This is a genomic window from Lysinibacillus sp. DFXJR4 (assembly GCF_057196045.1).
In genome coordinates this window covers 199,959-223,126 of the sequence record NZ_JBXUNW010000002.1, presented here as the reverse complement: position 1 = coordinate 223,126, position 23,168 = coordinate 199,959, and the positions used below count along the sequence as shown (strand labels likewise).

The 23,168-nt window shown below is 34.1% G+C and carries 17 protein-coding genes; 5 read left to right on the top strand and 12 right to left on the bottom strand.

Annotation, left to right across the window (positions count from 1 at the left end; genetic code table 11):
- The first annotated feature begins 739 nt into the window (after nucleotides 1–739).
- Nucleotides 740–1,744 (top strand): alpha/beta hydrolase, encoded by a 1,005-nt coding sequence (locus tag AC2CGN_RS09100; protein WP_429982495.1) that lies wholly within the window; start codon nucleotides 740–742, stop codon nucleotides 1,742–1,744.
- 306 nt (nucleotides 1,745–2,050) lie between these two features.
- On the opposite strand, the gene AC2CGN_RS09095 is transcribed toward AC2CGN_RS09100, so the two are convergent.
- Complete coding sequence (locus AC2CGN_RS09095) at nucleotides 2,051–2,674, bottom strand: DUF3267 domain-containing protein (protein WP_484513426.1); 624 nt, start codon at nucleotides 2,672–2,674, stop codon at nucleotides 2,051–2,053.
- 316 nt (nucleotides 2,675–2,990) lie between these two features.
- Here AC2CGN_RS09095 and AC2CGN_RS09090 point away from each other — a divergent pair, with 316 nt between their 5' ends.
- Both AC2CGN_RS09090 and AC2CGN_RS09085 read left to right on the top strand, forming a co-directional pair.
- Nucleotides 2,991–3,752, top strand: a complete 762-nt coding sequence (locus AC2CGN_RS09090) for a glycosyltransferase (RefSeq protein ID WP_484513425.1) — start codon at nucleotides 2,991–2,993, stop codon at nucleotides 3,750–3,752.
- 258 nt (nucleotides 3,753–4,010) lie between these two features.
- Nucleotides 4,011–4,391 (top strand): hypothetical protein, encoded by a 381-nt coding sequence (locus AC2CGN_RS09085; protein WP_429987722.1) that lies wholly within the window; start codon nucleotides 4,011–4,013, stop codon nucleotides 4,389–4,391.
- A gap of 340 nt (nucleotides 4,392–4,731) precedes the next feature.
- On the opposite strand, the gene AC2CGN_RS09080 is transcribed toward AC2CGN_RS09085, so the two are convergent.
- From AC2CGN_RS09080 to ermCL, 3 genes are all read right to left on the bottom strand, one after another.
- Nucleotides 4,732–5,877 carry a DUF418 domain-containing protein gene (locus AC2CGN_RS09080; protein WP_484513423.1) on the bottom strand — a complete coding sequence of 382 codons (1,146 nt, stop codon included), beginning with the start codon at nucleotides 5,875–5,877 and terminating at the stop codon, nucleotides 4,732–4,734.
- A 748-nt stretch (nucleotides 5,878–6,625) separates the two neighbouring features.
- Nucleotides 6,626–7,360, bottom strand: coding sequence for a 23S ribosomal RNA methyltransferase Erm (gene erm / locus AC2CGN_RS09075; RefSeq protein ID WP_484513421.1), 735 nt, complete (start codon nucleotides 7,358–7,360; stop codon nucleotides 6,626–6,628).
- A gap of 59 nt (nucleotides 7,361–7,419) precedes the next feature.
- Entirely contained in the window at nucleotides 7,420–7,479 is a 60-nt protein-coding gene (gene ermCL, locus AC2CGN_RS09070) for a 23S rRNA methylase leader peptide ErmCL (protein WP_429984000.1), read from the bottom strand.
- Nucleotides 7,480–7,972: 493 nt separating this feature from the next.
- Between ermCL and AC2CGN_RS09065 the strand changes: the two genes are divergently transcribed.
- Together AC2CGN_RS09065 and AC2CGN_RS09060 are read left to right on the top strand one after the other, a co-directional pair.
- Entirely contained in the window at nucleotides 7,973–8,737 is a 765-nt protein-coding gene (locus AC2CGN_RS09065) for a MerR family transcriptional regulator (RefSeq protein WP_484513420.1), read from the top strand.
- Nucleotide 8,738: 1 nt separating this feature from the next.
- Entirely contained in the window at nucleotides 8,739–9,236 is a 498-nt protein-coding gene (locus AC2CGN_RS09060; RefSeq protein ID WP_484513418.1) for a hypothetical protein, read from the top strand.
- A 348-nt stretch (nucleotides 9,237–9,584) separates the two neighbouring features.
- Here AC2CGN_RS09060 and lepA read toward each other — a convergent pair whose 3' ends face one another.
- The 8 genes from lepA to AC2CGN_RS09020 all read right to left on the bottom strand — a co-directional run bounded on the left by lepA (nucleotide 9,585) and on the right by AC2CGN_RS09020 (nucleotide 23,022).
- A complete protein-coding gene (gene lepA / locus AC2CGN_RS09055) occupies nucleotides 9,585–11,411 on the bottom strand; it encodes a translation elongation factor 4 (RefSeq protein ID WP_286927415.1) in 1,827 nt (608 codons plus the stop codon).
- Between the two features lie 1,257 nt (nucleotides 11,412–12,668).
- On the bottom strand, nucleotides 12,669–13,364 hold the full coding sequence (locus AC2CGN_RS09050) for an ECF transporter S component (RefSeq protein WP_484513416.1): 696 nt from the start codon (nucleotides 13,362–13,364) through the stop codon (nucleotides 12,669–12,671).
- On the bottom strand, nucleotides 13,343–14,995 hold the full coding sequence (locus AC2CGN_RS09045; RefSeq protein ID WP_484513414.1) for an ABC transporter ATP-binding protein: 1,653 nt from the start codon (nucleotides 14,993–14,995) through the stop codon (nucleotides 13,343–13,345). The genes AC2CGN_RS09050 and AC2CGN_RS09045 overlap by 22 nt, the downstream gene beginning before the upstream one ends.
- Nucleotides 14,968–15,849, bottom strand: a complete 882-nt coding sequence (locus AC2CGN_RS09040; protein ID WP_484513412.1) for an energy-coupling factor transporter transmembrane component T — start codon at nucleotides 15,847–15,849, stop codon at nucleotides 14,968–14,970. The genes AC2CGN_RS09045 and AC2CGN_RS09040 overlap by 28 nt, the downstream gene beginning before the upstream one ends.
- A complete protein-coding gene (locus tag AC2CGN_RS09035) occupies nucleotides 15,849–16,700 on the bottom strand; it encodes a DUF4430 domain-containing protein (RefSeq protein WP_484513410.1) in 852 nt (283 codons plus the stop codon). Before AC2CGN_RS09035 ends, AC2CGN_RS09040 begins: the two co-directional genes overlap by 1 nt.
- A gap of 1 nt (nucleotide 16,701) precedes the next feature.
- On the bottom strand, nucleotides 16,702–18,243 hold the full coding sequence (locus AC2CGN_RS09030; protein WP_484513408.1) for an S-layer homology domain-containing protein: 1,542 nt from the start codon (nucleotides 18,241–18,243) through the stop codon (nucleotides 16,702–16,704).
- 68 nt (nucleotides 18,244–18,311) lie between these two features.
- Nucleotides 18,312–22,208 carry an S-layer homology domain-containing protein gene (locus tag AC2CGN_RS09025; RefSeq protein ID WP_484513406.1) on the bottom strand — a complete coding sequence of 1,299 codons (3,897 nt, stop codon included), beginning with the start codon at nucleotides 22,206–22,208 and terminating at the stop codon, nucleotides 18,312–18,314.
- 79 nt (nucleotides 22,209–22,287) lie between these two features.
- The gene (locus AC2CGN_RS09020) at nucleotides 22,288–23,022 is read right to left on the bottom strand and encodes a DUF4430 domain-containing protein (protein ID WP_484513404.1); all 735 of its coding nucleotides are present in this window, start codon (nucleotides 23,020–23,022) and stop codon (nucleotides 22,288–22,290) included.
- Nucleotides 23,023–23,168: the final 146 nt, after the last annotated feature.

The following is a 23,168-nucleotide window of genomic DNA, read 5'->3' as shown; positions in this document are numbered from 1 at the left end:
CATTCCACCTGGCATTGGCATTCCACCTGGCATTGGCATTCCACCTGGCATTGGCATTCCACCTGGCATTGGCATTCTTCCTGGCATTGGCATTCCACCTGGCATTGGCATTCCACCTGGCATCATTGGAAATCACCTCCATCAGGTGCTAGAATAAAAGAATGTTGAGTGTAAAAAGCCCAATTCGAATAATAGTCAAAGCTCATTGTATCATTCTCCCTTTTTCTTTATTATGGAATAAAATCAAATTGTTTTTATTCTGCAATCAGTTTCATTATATTAGTCATACTATGTAAAGCATGGGCTTTAATCTCGCATAAGTAAAACCCCCACAATTTATTCAGCTAAGATATATGACTATACCGTTATACAAATCAATTTTTCTACTAACAATCGTAGCTTCTCCATAATTATTACGATCGTGACCTGCACATTTTAATTCTAGATTTTTTGATAAAATTTCCATCTTCAATTTCTTCTAATCTCATAGTGATTATAAAATGAACACCTTTATCAGTTTAATCACATTATTCTTTACTGAAATTTTATTAATATTTTTTAACTCTATTGGTTTTAAGAAAGCTTCTCTAATTATTTGCTTTAACATTGAACGCTCATTGTCATAGTATTTGTCATAATGAACTTATCTATGACACTATTGATTTCAATAATAAATGAATATAATAAATCAACTTACATAACTCAATGTAGTGTTGAAATAAAAAGGAGTATAAAAATCATGAAAAAATTTTTAAAAATATTCAAGTGGATGGTAATTATCATGACAGCAAGCATAGTATTGTTTATTACCGTTAACCATTTTAATCCGGCCCCACTTTTAAAAGTTACAGGAGGTTTTCTAGGAGCTGAATACAGTTACGATGAGCGTGTTGAACAAACAGAAGAGGTATTAAGTGACAATACAAAAATATATAGAAATGTTGCCTATGCAAGTAATTACCCTAATAATTATTTGGATATTTTTGTACCAGAAGGAGATACAACAACTACAAGACCAGTGCTTTTTAATATACATGGTGGCGGATATGCTTGGGGGGATAAAGTAGATAATGAAGAATTTGTTCAACACTTTGTTGATGAGGGTTACATTGTAGTCTCAATGAATTATGCTTTATCTCCTGATTATTTATATCCTGTTCCTATTATTCAAGCAACAGAAGCACTAGGGTATGTTGCTGAAAATGCAAAAAAATATGGTATTGATAATAATAACTTTGTGATTTCTGGTGAATCAGCTGGTGGACAATTAGCAGGCCAATTAACAATTATTCAAACTAATAATGAATATGCAGAAAAATATGGATTTAAGGTAACAAAGGATATTACAATAAAAGGAGTTATTTTAAATTGTGCCTTAATAGATATAAAACGTGTCGATAATACAGGTTTTGCATTTACAAACTGGCTTTTCGACGGTATGATTAGAGCTTATTTTGATTCAAATGAATTTGAAAGTACATCTGAGGTAGCTGAAGCAAATGTTATTGAAAATGTAAATGTGGATTTTCCAAGTACTTATTTAACTGAGGGAACATTTGCAACCTTCACGGATCAAGCATTAGATTTCGAAGAAAAGTTATCATCTTTAGGAATAGATGTTACATTATATATCACTCCTGAAGAATCGAATCTAGCACATAGTTATAATGGTGATTTTTCAACAGAGGAAGCACGATACAATATAGCTCAAGAGTTAGATTTTATGAAGAAGGTTACTCAGTAATGAAAACTTCCCAACCATACAGATTTAGTGTTATGCAATTATCTACCATTCTGTAGGAAATAATATTCCAATTGCAAGACAAAATAAAATCTCATCATGAAATACCAATGGAAGTAATTATACATAGACTATTACTCACATTAAGATTCCCTTTTAGCCATCCCTTTGATAAGTGATGGCTTTTTAATTAAAATCAATTGAATCACCAAGCTTTAAAAATACTTCAGTCAAAGTACCCTACCAACTTATCTAATCAGAAATTATAGCCCATACTAATAAAGAAGATTTTTGTTCTCTTCATTTTATTTATTTAACTTTCCAATAAGTGTTTGGTCCATTACATTTTAAAGTGGCGTTTTTTGGTACTTGGGTAATTAGAAAAAGATTAAGTAGATCGAGTGATGATCCTAATGAGTTGAGTATGATTAAAAATTTTAATGTAGTTGTTAATAGCCCAAATACGCTTAAAATTAGTGGTAAAATCATTGAAATAATAACAAAAGGAGCAATTGAAATGATGATAAATCTTGACTTTGAAATCTCTTCTTCTGTTAGCACAAATGCCCCAAACCAGGTAAACCCTATATATGTTTTATTGGATTTAACAAAATTCGGAATGAAAATTAAATGAATTAATTCGTGAATTACTAACAGTAATACTAACAAAAAAATACTACTTAAATTAATAGTAATCAATATTTTATCAGGTTTTATTCCAAAATCGCTCAAAGAAATAGTGTTAAAGATTTTTATTATCCCAATAGAAATGAATGTAGCGACTATCATTAAGGGAGTAGATAACAAAATTGCACTTAATACATTCCTAGGCTCTCTCATTAAATTCCAATTGTCTCCCAACAATTCTACATGTACATTTGGATTACTTTTAGGCAATTTGTTGATTATTTTCACCATATCAACCCCATTCATATTTCTTTATATTAAAGCTTTCAAAACCCAAAAATAATACCATTTTTTTAGAATGTCCAATGCTCTTGCATGGATAGTTTAATAATACCACGAATCAAATTAATTTGGATATTTATTTCCATTTTTAATACCAATCAGGTTTCTAACAGTTACTTACCTTAAACTTTGGAGGCTGTCAATTTAAGTTAACCAAGATACTGGATTCCTAAATAAACTGTTAAGCTAAATTTATATTTAAAATTGACACAAAAAACGCTATATGTAAATGATATACTAAATTTGTAAGTACAATTATAACTTGAAAGAGGGATTTTATATGTCCGAAAACAAGGGATTTATTAGGGATGGTTCTGAAAAGGATGTAAAATTTTCTGTGATAATACCCGCTCATAACGAAGAAAAGTATATAGGGGAATGCCTAGAATCGATTGCTAAGGCTGCACAACCTTATAAAAATCAAGTTGAAGTGATTGTTGTATTAAATCGTTGTACAGATAGAACAGAGGAAATTGCTAAGTCATACAATTGTGTGACTTTGGAAAATAACGATAAAAATTTATCCAAAATTAGAAATGCAGGAGCTGCACTAGCAAAAGGTGAAATCCTGGTTACCATTGATGCTGATACTCGAATGACAGAACACTTGTTAACAGAAGTTGAAAAGAACCTGACTTCAAATCAATATATTGGTGGAGGCGTGAACGGAAATTTTGAAAGAGTTTCCCTAGGGATAATTGTTTCGACCTTGCTATTGATTGTTCCCATATTGCTTAAATATGGATTTATTTCTGTAGGAATTTTTTGGTGCTATAAAAAAGACTTTCAGGCAATTAAAGGTTTTAATGAGAACATGCTTATGGCAGAAGATGCTGACTTTGCAAAGCGATTAAAACAATGGGGTAAGACAAATGGGAAAAAATACGGGACAGTTAAGAATGGAATGATTACTTCTTGCAGACGATTTGACCATTATGGGGACTGGGTTTTACTTAAACGACCTGGTATGATTTTAGCTTATCTAAAGGGCAATAATGATAAGGCTGCTAATGAAGCCTATTATGACGATCAAGCAAGATGATAATGTAGTAAACTTCATTGTTTATATTAAAGATATTATAACAGATAACTAATATTAGTTGTCTGTCTTTTTATATTAAGAGTCGATTAGTAGTAAATATAACAAACTATCCAGAAGTTAAAATACTGGATATTCCTAGAACTAAAAAAACAGGTTTCTGTATTAGTTTTTTGATCATTTTGGTTTCTGTTGACTAAATTTTTATATACAACACACGATCATAAAATGTTAAATAACAGGTTAAAAAAGGAGTGTATAATGAAAGATTGCCCGAAATGTTTAGCACCTAATGCTTATAAAAAAATACATAAGGATAGTTATATTTCATATATTTGTGAATACTGTGGGTCCGCTATGGAAGATACTATGATTTTCGAAGAAGGAGAAGTTACTTCAATCACAGAAGATAATGTTACGGAAAATAGGTCACCTTCAACAACAATAATTAAAATCGATAATGAGTCAAAAAGTAATAAGCCATTTATCCTATTACTAGTTCTACTACTCATTTTTTGTTCCTTACCATTTATAAGTAGTCGTTCTTTCCTTGACGATCTCAAAGAAATATTTAAGATTGAAAATAATGAAACAGAGGATTTTGATACGGAATATAGCATGAAAACATTTAATCCTAACTAAAACTCTCCAAATTATAGAAGATAAATTTATGTGGAAAAGTAAAAGGGAAACAGTTTTTGGTAATTTAATTTCCCAAGAATTATATGAAAAATGACTAAGGTAACCCTTATGAATTGCTCTTTTGTCAAGAAGAAGGGAAATAGTATAAATATGTTAAGCGGCTTGAATCCTGAATTCAAAAGAGTTCAAGCCATTTAACCGTTTATTAAAATGATTATAAAAATGAATAATGTCACCCATTACCGTTTCTATTTTCTGCTGTAATTCTTTCAATCCATTTGTATCCCATGAGGAAATTTTGGAGCTTAGGTACCACCATAGCTCCATTTGACGCATAATATTAATTCAATTTCCGAGGATTTTTTAAATAAATGAACCACCTTAAAATTGTTTCTACTGGTCCGAGTGAAAAGCGCTTTAAATAGTGTTGACTTGCTTTGAGCTGAATGCTATAAATAATGACCGATAAAAGGATTCCAACAAATATACCCAATTTCCCAAACAACCCAAAACCATACCCATAAAAAATTATTGTGCAAATGATTGATTGCATTAAATAGTTTGTGAGCGATAATTTTCCAATGGGAGCAAAATAATAACTTATTGTCTTTTGATAGCGACTAAAAAGCCATGCGAATAAGGCAATATAACCTATCGCTAACACATATGTCCCTGTAGAATAAATAAATAAGCTGTATGGTGTGTCAAAAATAATGGACCCCTTCAGCAATAGCCCGACTGGTACGAGCAGCGCCACTTTTTTATAGGTTCTACTATTATTTTCTAGCTGTAAAAATGCGCCCTTTTTCGCCATCCCCATTCCAAACAATACAAATGGGCCGACTGCAAGAAAGCTTACACCAACAAAGAAAAGCCAGACAATTGGTAGGATGAAAAATAGTGAAAGACCACCCTCTACAATAAATTCACCTAATCGTTGTGTTAATATTTCTGCATATGTACCGTTTTGATAAATCATGATTTCCGTATCTGTTAAAGGCTTTATAAGCTGTATGAAGCTGTTGCCAAGAAAAGCTCCTACACTAAGGATTGATGTTAAAATGAACCCCCATACAAAATATGTTTTCACATTGCGCTTTAAAAAGAATAATAATAAAATGAAAAGTGTCGAGCCATACATTAATAAAACATCGCCTTCCCACAAAAGCGCAATATGCATTGCCCCTAATACAGTTAGGCCGACTGCTCGTCGAAATACAATATTTTTGTACTTTATCCCTGAAGCCTCTCGTGATTCAATCATTTTTATCAAAACATAACCAAATACAAAACCAAAAATCGGATAAAATGAACCTTCTACAAAAATTTTCACAAAATAATAGCTTACTTTATTAAGTCCACTCGCTGATTCAATAATTTCTACTCCTGAAGAACCAAATTGGAAAGAAAGCATATTAGCTATTAAAATTCCGATTAGGGAAAAACCTCTTAATGCATCCATCATTTCCACACGTTCTACTTTCAATCTCTCACCTTCTTTTTTATCATTAATTACTATACGAATGTAGAGAAGAATAGTTTCGTAATTATTGTAAAAAAATGTTTTATATACCAGGAAAGTAACTCTCTAATCTTTTTCTTAAATTTAATTTCTCCCTAATAAGTTATTAACCCCAATTTTTTGATTTCTGCAAATAAAAAAACCACACATTTTTAAATATGTAGCAGTGTAGTGTTACGTAACATTGAAAACCACAAACATTCCTTTTAGGGAAATCACAATTAAACAAGGGTTTGTCTCTGAAAAGATTTGTGTAATTGATGGTTTGTCTGGGGAGATTTTAACCTAAGAGTATGAACAAAAAATTTTCAATGGTACGATGAAGAACAGAATAAGGCCGTATACCAATGTTGATTGAAAGTGGACAACCTATAAAAACGGTTAGGTGACACTTTAGGAGTTATGTTGCATTTTAAAGATAAAAAACCTATCACTTTTGGATAACTTTTTAGACTATTAAATTCCAATAACTAAACTATTGCGTGCTGCTTCATCAACCCTTTCCTAATCAAAGGTAAGTGTGTTCAGAAAAGGACGAGTTTTGGAACAAACGATAACTTCTTTAAATTAAAATAAGCGATAAGAAAATTGAGTAAGTATTTTTGTTCCACAATGGAGCCATTAAGGAATAGGAAAATAAAAGGGTCTAGCCAAAGTATCCAGGAGAAAATAAGTTTAAGGGGTTACTTTCTTGAATAGTAACCCCCTAGCACTATTTATTAAACAATTTATAGCTGTTAAAAAGAGATAAGAATTGTTCAAAGTTAACGTCGTTTATATCATTGATTTTTGCATGTTTTAAGGCTTTATTAAATTGATTTTTTGTGAATATTTTCATGTACTCTTTGTTAACCCATTTCATCACAAAATATTTATATTTCTGCCTATCTTCATGCGAAATTTTTGATTGTTTTCTTTTTAATTTGATTAATGAGCTATTAACTTTCGGTCTCGGATGAAAATATTCTCTAGGAACCTTACTTAATATGGAAATATCAACTTCTGCCATTAAAAGTAATGCCAATGAACGATTTGTATTTAATAGCCTTTTCGCAAATCCATACTCCACTACCAAATAACTAACGGTGGCTTTACTTTCAAAAACAATTTTTCGTATTATATCTGTACTTATGTTGTAAGGTATATTTCCAAATATTTTATATGACTTGTTCTCAGGAAACTTAAACTGCAATATATCTTCGTTTATAACATGAAAGTTATTGAAATTCGCAAGTTTTTTTAGTGTAGTCTTACATAATTTAGGGTCTATTTCAATAGCTGTCACATAATGGCACCTTTGAGCCAATTCAAGCGTGAAATGACCTTTACCTGAGCCAAGTTCAAAGATATTATCATTTATATTTATACTTATATTACTCAATATTTTATTTATATGATGTTTTGAAGTAATAAAATTTTGACTGTCTTTTATATTTATTTTGTTCATTATAACCCTCTCCAAGTGGTTATAATGAATTTTTTATATTAATAATTCATTATAACCATTTATTTTTCGTTTGGTTGATAATGAACTGTGTCAATTACAAAAATGCTGAAAATACCCATATGTTAATTCTCCTTCAATAATAATATTTAAATTTCAACTCATACACAATTTGGATTGTCAATCACAAATACACAACAATTATTCATTAGAAAAAACCCCTTCTTGTAAAATTATAATAATTATAGCAGAACCATTGATCAATTACGCTCTAGTGTAATTTCGTCCGGATTTTTTTCGAGCTCGCTCGAAAAGCTCCTCTTCATATTCCGTGACATCGGCCAGGGGCTTTAGGCCAGCATGATGTTGGTCACTCAGTCGTTGCCACAGACGTAGCGTTCATAGACTGAGTTCTGCTATTTCAGCGGGTGTTTGTTCGCACACTGAATAGGAAAAAATAGCATTCATCTCTCCGCCTTTAGAGGTGGGAGTATTCTGCTGAATCAATATAAAACGCCCCATTCAAACACAATTCTTATTCAGCAGCTGTTGCAGATTGGTGAATTACGTATATCTTGACATTAACGCTTACGTTAATGTCAAGATATACGTAAGGTGATTAGTTTGTATACAATTTCTGAAGTTAGCAAGAGATTTAATATTTCGAAGCGAACGCTGAGATATTACCATGAAATCAACTTGCTTGTACCCAATGTTAATCCAGAGACAAACTACAGATATTATGGCAATACACATTTAATTAATTTACAAATCATTATAAACTTGAAAAAACTTGGCATAATACTCGATCAGATTAAAAATATGTTAGTAGAGATTAATGCTAAGGATACAAATAGACATTTGAAAAATGCAATAGATCTGGAAATATCATTCATAGAGGAAGAAATTGATAAATTAATGAATAGAAAAAATAAACTACTAAGACTAAAAAATGGGGTAGAAATAAACCCTAAAATGGAGCATTTTAATATTCAAAGGCTTCTTGAATATATAACGGAGTATGATGCAGGTAAGCGTAATACTTTCTCGTCACAAGACTTTACTGTGGAAGAAATTGAAGTATTAAAAAACCTTCCTAATTTAGATAATCCCACTGCAATTGATTCAGATTTGAGAGAACTCTTACAAATGATTAGCGGTGGTTTGGAAAAATCAAACGATTTGCTAGAACAACAGATATACACAAAATACATTCAGGTTATTCCACCTTTATTTAACTATGATAGTAATCTGGAAAAAAAGTATTTCGATGTATTAGAGGAAAGTTTGTTAACAGAGCCAAAAGTTATCCCTTTTGATCAGGCATTTTTCAACTATATCAATAGGATATTATTGAAGTTTGACGATGGGAGGAAGTAAAATGCCTATACTAACTTTAATTATTATTTGTGAAATCTTATTCTGGGTATTTGCAATTCTTGGGGTCTTTTTTAGATCGATTATTAAAAACAACAAACTAGGTAGATTTTTCCTTATACTTATTCCTATAGACGATGTGCTACTAATTATTTTTAATATCGTCTCACTATTGATTGGTGAACCTTTTTCTTATAGTCATAGTTTGTCTGGTCTTTATTTAGGTATAACAATAGCCTTTGGTGAAACCATCATTAAATGGTTGGACAATAAAATTAATAAAGTCAAAACGATCAAGAAAAAAGGTTACGACTATGAAATGTTTCATTTAAAAAAATGGCTACTTGCTGTATTAATTTATCTTATAGTTATGGGCGTATTTTATATTATACTTACTATAATTGGAAAAACATATAACACGTTTGAAGCATTGCCCGGATTCGCCATTGTTACACTTATTTGGTATGTAACAGGACCCCTTTGGGTAAAAGAAAAAAGTTAGGGTTCTAGGTTTTATTTCGACAAAGATTGTTTTATCACTGTATACCATTAAATAATGTAGTTATAACAAGGACTAGTTGGAATCCATCAATTTTTATTGAAGAATCGGGCGAAGTTGTGGCACAAGCAATTAAAGAGATGGCGGAGGTAGTGATCCTTAAAGTTAGATTTTTAACTCTAACCTTAGGAATGCAGAACCCAATCGCCATCTCTTTTTATTTGGCATGTGCAAATTAACTCAGTGACTGCCGATATTTTTGATTTCATCCAAAAGATCTATCAATTAGTGGTAAGTCAGTGGCAATCTCCATCTAGCTGATATAACCTTATGAACGCTGTTATATCAACATTACTTCGAATCATCCATCTTCAGCACAGCCATAAACGCCTCTTGAGGAACTTCGACTGAGCCTACTTGTTTCATACGTTTTTTACCTTCTTTTTGTTTATCAAGAAGTTTACGTTTTCGAGAAATATCGCCACCGTAACATTTTGCTAAAACGTTTTTACGAATGGCTTTAATCGTTGAACGCGCTACTATTTTTTGTCCAATTGCAGCTTGAATTGGTACTTCAAATTGTTGACGCGGGATTAATTCTTTTAATTTTTCAACGATGACTTTACCACGTTCGTATGCAAAGTCACGGTGTACGATAAAGCTTAGTGCATCGACTTGTTCCGCGTTTAATAAAATATCCATCTTCACAAGTTTGGAAGGTTGGTAGCCGATAAGTTCATAGTCGAACGAAGCGTAGCCCTTCGTATTCGATTTTAAATAGTCGAAGAAATCATAAACAATTTCTGATAATGGCATTTCATATATAATACTCACACGTGATGTATCGATATAATCCATTGTCATGAAATTACCACGCTTCAATTGACATAGCTCCATAACAGCTCCTACATAATCGTTTGGTACCATAATTGTTGCTTTTACATATGGCTCTTCCACGCGATCAATTTTTTGAGGATCTGGCATAAATGAAGGATTATCAACGTTTATTGATGTACCGTCCGTCATATGCACATGATAAATAACGGAAGGTGCTGTTGTAATTAAGTCAATGTTAAATTCACGCTCAATACGCTCTTGAATAATTTCCATATGGAGAAGCCCTAAGAAGCCACAACGGAAACCGAAGCCAAGTGCTTGAGATGTTTCTGGTTCATATTGTAATGCAGAGTCATTCAGCTCTAGTTTTTCTAATGCTTCACGTAAATCATTATATTTAGCTGTATCAATCGGGTATAAACCACAATAAACCATTGGATTTAAACGACGATAACCGGCTAACGGTTCACCTGCTGGACGATTGGCAAATGTAACAGTATCCCCCACACGAGTATCGCCCACATTTTTAATGGATGCTGTTAAATATCCTACATCACCAACGGTTAATTCAGTCTGTGGTACAACCTTTGGTGTATGTACCCCAACTTCAACTACTTCAAATTCTGCTCCTGTCGCCATCATACGAATCTTATCACCAGCTTTGACCGTACCGTTGACAACTCGAATAGAAATAATAACACCTTTGTATGCATCATAAACTGAGTCAAATATAAGAGCTTGTAGCGGTGCTTCTGGATCACCTGTTGGTGCAGGTACCTTTTCTACAATCTGCTCTAAAATATCCTCAATACCGATTCCTGCTTTGGCAGAAGCTAATACCGCTTCAGATGCATCTAAACCGATTACATCTTCCACTTCTTGACGTACGCGTTCTGGATCTGCTGCTGGTAAATCGATTTTATTGATTACTGGTAATATTTCCAAATCGTTATCAAGCGCTAAATAAACATTTGCTAATGTTTGTGCTTCAATACCTTGCGCTGCGTCCACAACTAAAATGGCACCCTCGCAAGCAGCTAAACTTCGTGATACCTCATATGTGAAATCGACGTGTCCTGGTGTGTCGATTAAATGGAATGTATACACTTCGCCATCTTTTGCTTCGTACTTTAATTGAACTGCATTTAATTTAATGGTAATGCCTCGCTCACGCTCTAGATCCATTGAGTCGAGTAGCTGTGCTTTCATTTCACGAGATGTTAAAGATTTCGTTTGCTCTAAAATACGGTCAGCAAGCGTTGATTTCCCGTGGTCAATATGTGCAATAATAGAGAAATTTCGTATATTCTCTTGTCGTTTTAAACGTGCTTCTCGGTTCATCTTTTCCACTCCTAATTAAACTATAATGAATTATACTATGAAAGATACGCAAAGTACAACAGCAACAAGACGAGAAAGCCTATAATATCAATACTTTTAAGTGTTTTTGCCGTTTTTATATTTTGCAAGATAAGGCGCATAAAAGCATGGATTTGGGGCTAAAGGGGTCTAGATTGGGGCCAATAAAATACGGCGAGCGTGTGTGCAGGAATCAGTGAGTGAGATAGATTTATGCTAATATTTTTCAATCTTTTTTATTTTAGTTAGTTCATTTAATAGATGTTATATGCACACCCTTAATATAGAAATAAAAATTAAATTTATCTATTTTAAACAGAAAAATTCGAAATACATATTCAATGATACCCATATTTATAAAGAAAATAATTTAGGTAGTCAGATAGCAATTATACTCTAGTACCTAGTATATCTCCTAATCCAAAAATAAATAAAAAAGAGTAGCGAAAATAAAAAAGACCAGGCTCAAATTAATTGAATACCTGGTAAATAATAAGAAGTTCTTCTAAAATATCTTATTAGCATTTTATTGGTATATAAATAATTCACCTTCATTAAACTATGTGTCAGTGACATCAATAAAAAATTTAATAATCATTATATATTTTGGAACTTAGTGTGTAAAAAATTGATCATTCATTAAGATTTTTTCTCTTTGAATATTTACCATCTTCAGAGTTGAATATATACACATGTTCTCTTGTATATATAGTACATATCTAATTGTCCCTTTATTTCATTTTCTTTAGACATATCAATTTCTTCAGATGTTTCATTAATTATTATTTCTTTAGCTTCTAAATAAGTAAAATTAGGTAGATTATAAAAAATAATAAAACTTATTAAGACTAGCCCTATAGGATAAATCATTAATAAAAGATTTGATATTTTTTAATAACTTTATCCTTACTAATTATAAAAACTACTAGAAGTAATAGACTAACAATTAAATTAGGTAACCAAGTGTTTGTATATTTAACAGTAAATTCATATTTATTTCCGATAATAAAAATTGTTATTGATATGCAAACATGGATTGCCGCTAGTGCTATCAGTATTATTTTTTTCATTATAGCACCTCACACCATTTAAATGTTACATGGGAAAAATACTTTTACCAAGCCCATGTAAATTCTTGCCTTGATGGTTCATGTCCTCTTTGATAAGCAAGATATCTATATTGTTTGATAGCCTATTCTATCAATATACTATGAAATCCATGTTGAAAGATCCTAAGTGTTATTGTAAAATCCCATATTTATTTTTTATTCGATCTAGTTTTTCTCTAATCGGTTTGGCAAGTAAGAGTAGAAAAATCACATTAGAAATTGCATAAATGATCATAAAGGGGACGGCGGAGGTCAGTGCCAGTGCATAAGCCTCCCAGCTGAAAACACCATACATGGATATTGTTCCCCAAATGTCCATACCAAATGAAAAGAAGATACCTGCAAAAATACCAAATACAATAAGGGGAATTTTTTTATGCATCATATTCGTTTTTCCTAATAAACCAGCGATAAAACCTATCATTCCCCACATAAACATTTGAAACGGTGTCCAAGGACCTTGTCCAAAAAACATATTTGAAACTAATGCAGACATTGCCCCTGTTAAAAATCCTGCTTCTGCACCAAGTGAAAACCCTGTAATAGCTGTAATAGCTGCCACAGGCTTAAAGCCAGGTGTCACAACAAATAAGGCACGACCTGCTACTGAAATAGCTGACATCACAGCTATTACTAAAATTTCGCGTGGCTGTGGATTCCTACGTTCAAATGAAAGAAGGAATGGGATACACGCTAAAATCATAATTACAATTGAAATAAAATAATATTTTCGATCAGCAAATATTGTCATACCCATATATAAAGTAAGTGGAATTAAGACTAGGATGACAATGAGTGACATAATTAATCGGATGACTCTTTGCATAAAGTTACTACATCCTCACATGTAATGGCATTGCTTAATAGATCTCTTGATATTCGATGTGCAGCAGTTGTATAAAAATTGTTTCCACTATAAAATGCTCGCGGCTCTCCCTCAGATACGATACTACCATCGAAAAACAGGGCACATCTATTACTGTATTGTGCAGAAAATTCAATATCATGTGTCACCATAATAATTGTCATACCTTTAGCTTGTAAATCTTTTAAAATTCCTGCGAGTTCTTCCTTTGCATGTGCATCAAGACCCTTTGTCGGTTCATCCAACAGCAAAATTTTAGGTTCTATTAATAAAAGCTTTGCGAGTGCTAGCTTTTGCTGCTCACCACCACTTAAATCATACGGATGACGATTTAATAAATGAGTTAAATTGAACAATTGAATAGTTTCTTGAATTTTTGCTTCTGACACTTTATGTAAATGAGCCAACTCATTTAGCTCCTGACGCACCGTTTTTTGTACAAATAATGTTTTCGGATTCTGTGGTAATAATGTTAAATATTGTTGATACAATTGTTTATTACTGTAGCTTTTTATTGCCTTACTGAATAAAAATACCTTGCCATGATAAGGCTTTTGTAACCCAGATAAAATAGCAAGAACTGTGGATTTTCCAGTGCCATTTCCCCCGATTATCGTTACAAATTCCTGTTTCTTCACCTGCAGATTAAAATGATGGACTATATCCAAACCGTTTTTTTCATAACGAAAAGCAATATCCTTTGCCTCTAATATAATATCTGTATCAATTTTGGATGTTCTAGGTAGTGTGTTTGATGATGTAAAGTTATATTGCTGATTACTAAGCCAGCGTTGTCCCTCACGAATAGTAAGAGGAATAGGCCCATTACCGTTCAGTAGGTGGAAAATCTTCGTAGCTGTTGGTAGCGCTGTAATCATGGCATGATTTGCTGGTAAATCCTTTAATATTTCCTTAGGCAGACCATCAAATAAAATACTGCCCTCATCCATAATTAGTACACGATCTGCGAGGGTAAGCACTTCCTCAAGACGATGTTCAATTAAAATAATTGTAATACCTAATTCTTTATTTAAACGATGCAGTGTTTGAATAAACTCCAATGCTGCTATTGGATCTAATTGCGATGTTGGCTCATCTAACAACAATAATTTGGGCTGCATCACCATAATAGATGCTAAGTTTAATAATTGCTTTTGTCCGCCAGACAGCTCGGTTGTTTTATGATGAAACCATTTTTGAATGCCGAAGAAATTGGCCATTTCGGCTACTCTACGTCGAATTGTTGGTGCATCTATTCCTAAGCTTTCTAATCCAAAAGCAAGTTCATGCCATACTTTATCTGTAACAATTTGGTTATCTGGATTTTGAAATACATAACCAATATCTGCTGCAGCAACTTCAGCATCTAGTTGCTCCAAGTCACAGTCTTTGTAGAAAATAGAACCTGTCATCATTCCATGTGGGCGCAATTCTCGTTTGAAATGGCGCAGCAATGTACTTTTCCCACAGCCCGATTGCCCTATTAGAACAATAAATTCGCCTTGATGAATAGTAAGATTCATATTTTTTAATATTGGATTTGTTTCATTAGGATAAGTAAAGCTTACATTGTTGATTTTAACGATCGCCATTTTAATGCCCCCCTAATTTCGATTGCTAATGGAATAGAGAGTAAAATGAAATAGCTACTATAAAATAAAATGCTTACGATATCCCATTTAATCGCTCCGAAAGTTGGATAAAAATAAAATGTTGTTGTGCCAATAAAACTTGCAGCTAAATTGCTAAGAAAAAGCAATATAATGATTGCCAAAACGTAGCCGTCCCGACGCTCAAAAATAAAGAGTGAAAAGGCAGTTCGCTTTTTGACACCGTAGCCACGAGCTTTCATAGAATCAGCTGTATCAATGGCATTATCTAATGCCCAAGTAATCAAAATTGATAAAATACGCACTATACATTTGATACGATGCCATAATGAGCCAGCTGTATAATCCATGCCGATTCCCTTTTGTGCTTGAACGATTTGTGCTAACTGATGCTTAAAGCGCGGAACTAAACGTAATGAAATCGACAATGTTAGCGATAAAGCTGGCGACACTTTTCCAAACAAATAAATAAATTTATCTGATGTCATCACGACATTATAGCAGCTAAACCATAGCATAATAGCTACAATCATTGTGGCTATTGCGATTCCATACATAATTGCCTCTAAAGTAAGCGCATTCCCATTTATATAAAGCAATACAAGCTGCCCATTATGACTAATCATTGGATTAATAATCGCCATTAAGAAAAACAGAGGTACATATAGCTTCCAGTCTTTTAAAAAAGGCTGTCTTCGTAAAGCTGTATTTAAGCTTATCGCTGAAAAAATGGTAATAGCTAAATAGATTGGATGCATAAAAAACATGGATAAGCCGATAGCAGCGACAAAAAAAGAAAAAAGTACAATAGGATGATACGTCTCAAATGCCTTCATTAGTTACCATCCCAATCATGTCCTAAGTCGCGACCTAAATCGACAGTATAGTTCCATTCAATGATATCGCCATCTTTTAATACATATTGGCTACATCCGTAATTTGGATAAACCCCATTTACTTTATACATCCAACCACTTAATTCACCAGCACTAAATTCATACAAATGATTAATACCCTCTACATAAACACTGTTATAAATATTTTCGTTGGCTCCTTGATATTCCATTTGAATTTTATGCTCCTTCGTTGCACGCTGTAGCACATCCCAAACTGTATCTTTCTCTGACAACAGCTCGTATTTTGTTGGCTTTAGAATAATCCCGTTCTTTGGTACATATTTCTCGCTTTGTAAGGAAGGGTCTAACTTATTCCAATGCTTTAGTAATGTATCAACACGTATCGCTATTGTTACAGTACGTTTTTGCGGTGCTGGCTGTTGCTGCTTTTCTATTTTAGAAGTAACTGTATTCGTTTTTTGTTTATCATTAGCTGGTTTTGAACTTGGTGATTTTGTGACTTCTTGCTTCTTCTCATCTTCTTGTTTTGGTTTTTGCTTTACTTCATTTGTTTCTTGCTGTGCTTTTTGCTCTTCTATTGTTTGTTGGAGCTCTCTTTCATTTCCCTTGAATAGTGCGTTGTCATCTACCTCAGGCTCCTGTAATCTCTGCTTTTCCTCGGCAGATTCACTTTCTACTGATGGATTTTGTTCTTGTTCAGAAGTAGGATGGGGGTTAACGCTTCGTTCCTGCTCCTGCATCTGCTCGAATTTTTCAACTGTTTGAATATTACATGCTATTAAAAATATTGCTAGCAGTGATATTAGTGAGAAGTGTAAACCTTTTCTCATATTATTCTTCAATTACCTTTAAGAAGTTGACATACATTTTAGCTGCATGTGCGCGTGTAATAAAATTAGTAGGATTAAACAAACCATTTGAGCCCTGGGCAATATCAAAATCATATAAGAAAGTGATTGCTTGCTGAGAATTCTTAGTTAGCTTCGCAATATCATTCAGGGGTGCAATATTTTTTGGTTTATAAGGCTTACCTGTTTTATGTGTAAAGGCATTAGCTAGCATAACAGCTAGTTCCTCACGTGAAATTGATGAGGAGGGTGAAAATTTATTGGACTTTTCTACTAATATATTGGCATCGTAAGCAGCAGCAATTTCTTGTTTTGTTTCCTCTTTATATGAGTCAATGTCCGTAAAAGGTGCATTTCCTGAACTTGTTAAATGAAGAGCGCGCACTAAAATCGATACAGCTTGTACACGAGTTAAATTGTTATTTGGCTTAAAAGTATTGTCCTCATAGCCCTTTAGTAATCCTTTAGCTACTGCGGCTTCGATATCAGCCTTTGCCCAATGAGATTGTGTATCCTTAAAGCTCACTTTAGCAGGTGAAACTGTAGATTGATTTGGCTGAGCTGGTGTTGATGGATTATTATTTGGCTTTTTATCAGATGTATCATATAGCTTTGTTTTGCCTGCAAGCAGTCTGTTATACGCTACTAATGTATAAGAAGCCTGCTCTGTTGCCATGCCGTTAGCTACAGATTCAGTTAATACATGCTTGAAGCCACCATCTTTTGCATTATAGAAGGTGAAAAAGCTTTCAAATAACTTATTAAAACGCTGATCTTTGTTGGCATCAATATTCAAGCTAGCAAGTGCTGTAATAATTTGTGCAACACTTTCTAAGTTTGTTATTCCCCAGCTCTGATAGCTACCATTAGCTCCTTGCAAGTTTTCTAATGTATCAAGTGCTTTATTAATAGATGCCTTAACATCCGCTCTATCTTTATAAGTTGAAAGAGCTTGAACAGCCATTGCTGTCATATCTGGATCGGCTTTCGCTCCCGTTAAATTCCATCCACCGTCAGGCAATTGCTTTGCTAGTATGTGCTGAATAAGCTTTTCGCGTGTCGTTGTGGCAGTTTTAGGAAGCTCGAAGCCCCATGTATCTAAAGCAATTAATGCGAAATAAGCACCATTCGGCCCTTGCCATACTACATTGTCAAAGTCACTTAATTTTTCAACTATATTGTAGCCACCTACATTTGTAGGGTCTTTTCCGATAGCAGTAAGTGCAATAATTAAACGGGAATATTCAGTATATTTACGTTTGTGTAATTCACCTTTTACTAATTGTACATGCTTTACGACATTATCATAATATTTAGCGTAATAGTCTTTCGAAACATTATATTCACCACGTGCAAGGGCAATAATAAACCACTCATCACCAAAAGAAGGGTTTGGTGCTTTATTTACGATAAACTGCCCTGTAGTCTGATACGCCTCTGCCGTTGATACCTGCTGTGCAGAAACTGGAACCGCAATAAGCAACAGCGCAAGTAGCATGATCAGCAATGATAATCTTTGTTTCATTTGAACAACCTCCATTCTATAAAAAGGGACTAACCCAAAAGCGTAAGCGCTTAGGTTAGTACGGATGATTACATAATGTCTGCGATATTTAACGTACGTTTTAGAATCTTCGCTGTTTGCCCTCGTGTTAACGAAGCACCTGGATCAAATGAGCCATCCGGTTTTCCTGTCATAATATCCAGACTATTTAATAGCTTGATATAAGGTAAGTACTCAGCACTAATTTTGCTAGAATCATTGTAATAAACCTCTCCCTTTGCTTTCACATCGGCATTTAGATATTCTAAGATTCGTGCCATAAATGCTGCGCCTTGCTGACGTGTAATTGGTGCCTCCGGATTAAATGTTGAGGCCGTTGTACCCTTCGTAATACCTGCTTCGTACAGAGCTTGGATATCCTTTGCATACCATTTGCCGTCAGTATCACTGAATGGATTTTCTCCTGTTGCTTGTAATCCAAGTGCACGGCTAATTAATACTGCAAATTGTGCACGAGTAATTGGTTTATTTGGCTCAAAAGTTTCGGGAGTTGTGCCTTGAATGACAGAACGACTCGCTAAAAATTCGATTTCTTCTTTGTTTGCTAAATGTGCAATATCATTAAATGTGACTGTTCTTTCAGTTACTATAAATGTGCCACTTCCTTTTAAGAACAGAACTATTTTGCCGTTCACAATTTTATGTGGTACTGGCTTGTATTCATCACCAACAAGCTGTAGAACAACAGTGTTAGATTTTACTTCGAAAGCAGCTAAAGTAACCTTTAAGTAATCTTGCTTTATTGAAAGTGGTTTTAATCTACCGTTAGTAGCTTCTATGGCAAAGCTAACAGTAAATTGGTTGCCTTCTGCATTTGTTGTCATAGAGGCAATAATTTTTTCATTTTTTGCAAGTTCAATGTCTGATAGAGCAGATATTGAAATGTCTATTTGGTTGCCTTTTTCATCTTGAACCACAATTGTTTTACTTTGATTTTTAAGATGTTTTTGAATATCATCAAGTGTTAATGCTATCTCTGCTTTATCATTTTTAGAATTTACTTCGTTTTCTTCGATCACTTTATTGTCTTTATTTTCTTCCTTGTCCGTTGTTTCTTTTTCTTCTTCCTTATTTTTTTCATCTAAGATGTCTTTGCCCTTTTCAGGTGTTTTCTCTACATCTTCAACATAACCGCCAATATCTTTTCCTAAGTCAAGCGTGTAAATCCATTCAACGGTGTCGTTTGGAGACAATGTGTAATTCGCCGCTGAAAATGAAGGGAATACGCCATTTACACGGTACATCCAACCGCTTAAAGGGCCACGATCAAATTCATAAACACCTGCAATTCCGTCAATATATGTTCCGTATTCTGTTTGACGATAGCTTAATGCTACACCATTTTCAGCAGCTACTCTTTGCAAAACGTCAAAAACGGTTTCACCAGTAAATAATTTTGTTGTTGTTGTTTTTAATGGTACTTCAGAAGATGAAATTTGAATGGAAAATGTTGTATAGCCAATTTCCTCTTTTTCAGCAGGAACGGATGGCTGATTACAATTGTTACCAGGAGAGGAAGGCTCATCATCATCACTACCATCCTCGCCACCAGGCTTAGTCGGCTTGTTTTTCGTGTCTGACATATTATAGAGCGGTGTTTGTCCGCTTAAAAGACGGTTGTAAGCTGCTAGAGTATAGCCAACTTGAACTGTCGCCATACCATCTGCTTTTGTTTGGCTTTGAACATGTTTAAAGCCACCGTCACCAGAGCTAAATGTCATAATATTAGCAATCACTTTATCGAATCGTTTATCTTTATTTGCATCAATGCCTAAGCTAACAAGTGCTGTTATAACTTGGGCAGCGCTTTCAGCAGCTTCCGGGCTGCCCGCTGTCGAAATATAGCCACCTTTAGCGGTTTGGATAGCTACTAATTGAGCGATTGAGCGATCAGTTACAGCCTTTACTTGTGGATTACTTTGATATGGTGCTAATGCTTGAAGTACCATCCCTATCATATCAGGATCAGGATCAGTACCGCTCCATGCAAATCCGCCACCATTTTTTATTTCCTTTGATAAAATATTCTGAATTAGTTTATCACGTGTTGTTGTCGCAGTTTTAGGTAATTCAAATCCCCAAGTATCCAGTGCAATTAATGAAAAGATAGACGAGTTGACACCAGGGCTTGTAGCAAAACTCAAATCTGATAACTTTTCAACTAGATTATAGCCAGCTACATCTCTCGGATCTTTCCCAATTGCTGTGAGAGCAATTATAACTCGAGCCCAGTCTGTTGCTTGAGTGCCTATTTCCCCATTTGTTGCTTTTACATGATTAACGAGATTGCGATAATATTTATCATAATAAGTTGCATATTTTGCAGTATGATCACCACGAGCTAATGTTAAAATAGTCCATTCAGAGCCATAAACGGGCTCATATGAACCTGACGTCAAGTAGTTCGCAACAGCATTGTATATTTCAACTGTTGTCGGTTGTAGTTCAACTAAGCGCTTTTGTAAAGCTTCTAGTTGGGTATAATTTGTTACTCTGCTTTGATGTGCAGGTAATAGCTTATCATAAGCTTGCTGTGCTTCAAGAACTTTTAATTGGTCTGCCCAAGTAAGTGCCTCTACAGTAGGAAGTGCATTAATTTTTTCGATAACCTGTTTAATATCATCCTCTGCATTAATCATTTTCTCCTTTTCAAGGAGGTCGTTATAGTTTGATACTCCTTTGGAGGCACCAGGTATATTGTTTGGATTAGCTAACTTTTTCAAAGCGTCTTTTGCAGTTTTTAATTGTTCTTCTGCTAATGGGCTATTTATATCAATAGCATCAATTAACAGTTCAACATATCGAACTTCTTTTGCAAAAAGGTCTTCCTTATTGGCTACTTTTTTTTGTTCTGCTGTTGGTATAGCAGCATATTTTTTTCTTGCATGATCGAGTTGCTCTTTTATGGCTAAATCAATTGTTAAATCTTCTAATTTAGGAAGCGCATCGATAACAAGAAATACATATTTAACTTGTCTTGCTGCAAGTTCTTGATTAAATACTAGTATATCTGCTGGATCTGTTATTTTTTTTAGATCTCGATAACCAGATGTTTTAATCAGGGAATTATATCTTTCACGAACTGCATCTAACTTCATATCCAATTCATCACTTAAAAAGTTTATATCTTCAGGTGCAGGTAAAGCGTTGCTAGGATCTTGCATATAATATCTAAAATAGGCAATTTCTTTTTCTAGTAACTGAAAAAAATAAGGTAGTTTATTATCGGAGATTAAAAGAGTACGAGCCGGAGCTTTTACTTTACTATCTAGTACTCGTGCTTGCTGTAATAGCTGATAGGTTGCTTCATCGGCTCTTTCGATTGTAGGTAGGGCGATAATAAAATCTATTGCCTTCCGTGCTTCGGGTGAAATAACATATACAATAACTGTTTTAGATCCACCATCTAATTGGGCGGTAATGACTGTCTCTCCAATTGCCTGAGCTATTACGCTCCCATTTGTGTCAACTGTTGCAATTCCAGAGTTGCTTGAAGACCATGTAACTGTGGCACTATCATCTGTTGTTGCGTTAGTGGCAGTAAGTTGAAATGTTTCTCCTACTAATAATAGTAAAGGTTCCTCAGTGTTTAGCTGAATATCGCTAATTGCAACGGGCGCATTCTCTACTAATGGAGCTAGTTCCGCTGCATCTTCTAATGGTATAAGATCATCTAATTCAGCTTCTTCATCTGTATGCGGTGCTTTTTCCTGTTCTGTTAAATCCTCTACATCTATTTCATTCTTAGACTTTGTAGCATTATCCTGCTCTTCTGAATCATCGGGTTCAATATCATTGATGTTTGGAGTAGGATCGAGTAAATCCCCTTCAAAATGCTGTGCCTTAATTGCAGTGACTGGAGAAAATAGCGATACGATTAAAATAAAAATAACTGCTATATGTAGCTGCTTTTTCCATATAGTCATATAAACACTCACTTCCTTTATAAATAATTAAATACTGACAAGCTGAATTAATTCATCTTGTCAGTATCCATTTATCTAGCTATTGTACTTTTACTTCAAGTGGCTCACTTGCTGAACTACCGAATAAAGCATTAGCAGAGGCTGTAATGGTAATAGTACCTGCTTGTGCTTGACCTGCAAATGTAATAACAACTTGTTGGTTTGCATTCATAGTAACTGACTGAGCTGTTAATGCTGTTGTCCCTGTGTTAATTGTCCAGTTTGCTAAATTAGAGCCGTTTGGTGTCGTAAATAAATCACCAGTTAAATTTACCGTAACGGATGGATTGTTATCATTTACTGCAATTACACTTGCTGTTTCTAATTTAGCCCATGTAGTGTAATAAATATGAACGACATCATCAGCCTGTAATTGATATTCAGCTAATCCAAAATTGGGGCTATATCCATTTACAGTGTAGACCCAGCCATCCCAACCATTTAAACTGCCTGCCGCAAGTCCATCAATTGATTGAAGATATGGACCATATTGAGTAGAAACTACTACATAAGGAATACCCTCGGCATCTAATACTTGCTCTACAAGCTCTAGTGCAGTTGTCCCTTCTTGAACATTTACTGTTGTTCCTTCTAAAATTTCATGGCATGAACCAGTACCGCATAAACCTTTTACTGATAACTGAACATCAAAATCTGCTGATTGTGCTTCTTGACTTACAGGCTGTAATACTGCTGCACTGGCTGATGGTGTTACGAGCGAAAATGCTAAAAGTAGGACTAACACTAAATGCCACCATTTTTTGAAACGAACCATTTGTAAAACCTCCTATTTTTATTATTTCGTGAATGTTTTTGCAATTAACTCGAAAATAAAAAGATGCTTCTCCAAAATGGGGAAGCATCTAATGGAAAACAGAAAAAAGGCGCAAAAACGTAGTTTGCCTGTCCGTCTATTTGCCG

Bases quoted from the DNA above. Each gene is read 5' to 3' on its own strand.
- AC2CGN_RS09100 (WP_429982495.1), top strand. From the start codon at position 740: ATGAAAAAATTTTTAAAAATATTCAAGTGGATGGTAATTATCATGACA.
- AC2CGN_RS09095 (WP_484513426.1), bottom strand. From the start codon at position 2,674: ATGAATGGGGTTGATATGGTGAAAATAATCAACAAATTGCCTAAAAGT.
- AC2CGN_RS09090 (WP_484513425.1), top strand. From the start codon at position 2,991: ATGTCCGAAAACAAGGGATTTATTAGGGATGGTTCTGAAAAGGATGTA.
- AC2CGN_RS09085 (WP_429987722.1), top strand. From the start codon at position 4,011: ATGAAAGATTGCCCGAAATGTTTAGCACCTAATGCTTATAAAAAAATA.
- erm (WP_484513421.1), bottom strand. From the start codon at position 7,360: ATGAACAAAATAAATATAAAAGACAGTCAAAATTTTATTACTTCAAAA.
- AC2CGN_RS09060 (WP_484513418.1), top strand. From the start codon at position 8,739: ATGCCTATACTAACTTTAATTATTATTTGTGAAATCTTATTCTGGGTA.
- lepA (WP_286927415.1), bottom strand. From the start codon at position 11,411: ATGAACCGAGAAGCACGTTTAAAACGACAAGAGAATATACGAAATTTC.
- AC2CGN_RS09050 (WP_484513416.1), bottom strand. From the start codon at position 13,364: ATGCAAAGAGTCATCCGATTAATTATGTCACTCATTGTCATCCTAGTC.
- AC2CGN_RS09045 (WP_484513414.1), bottom strand. From the start codon at position 14,995: ATGGCGATCGTTAAAATCAACAATGTAAGCTTTACTTATCCTAATGAA.
- AC2CGN_RS09040 (WP_484513412.1), bottom strand. From the start codon at position 15,849: ATGAAGGCATTTGAGACGTATCATCCTATTGTACTTTTTTCTTTTTTT.
- AC2CGN_RS09035 (WP_484513410.1), bottom strand. From the start codon at position 16,700: ATGAGAAAAGGTTTACACTTCTCACTAATATCACTGCTAGCAATATTT.
- AC2CGN_RS09030 (WP_484513408.1), bottom strand. From the start codon at position 18,243: ATGAAACAAAGATTATCATTGCTGATCATGCTACTTGCGCTGTTGCTT.
- AC2CGN_RS09025 (WP_484513406.1), bottom strand. From the start codon at position 22,208: ATGACTATATGGAAAAAGCAGCTACATATAGCAGTTATTTTTATTTTA.
- AC2CGN_RS09020 (WP_484513404.1), bottom strand. From the start codon at position 23,022: ATGGTTCGTTTCAAAAAATGGTGGCATTTAGTGTTAGTCCTACTTTTA.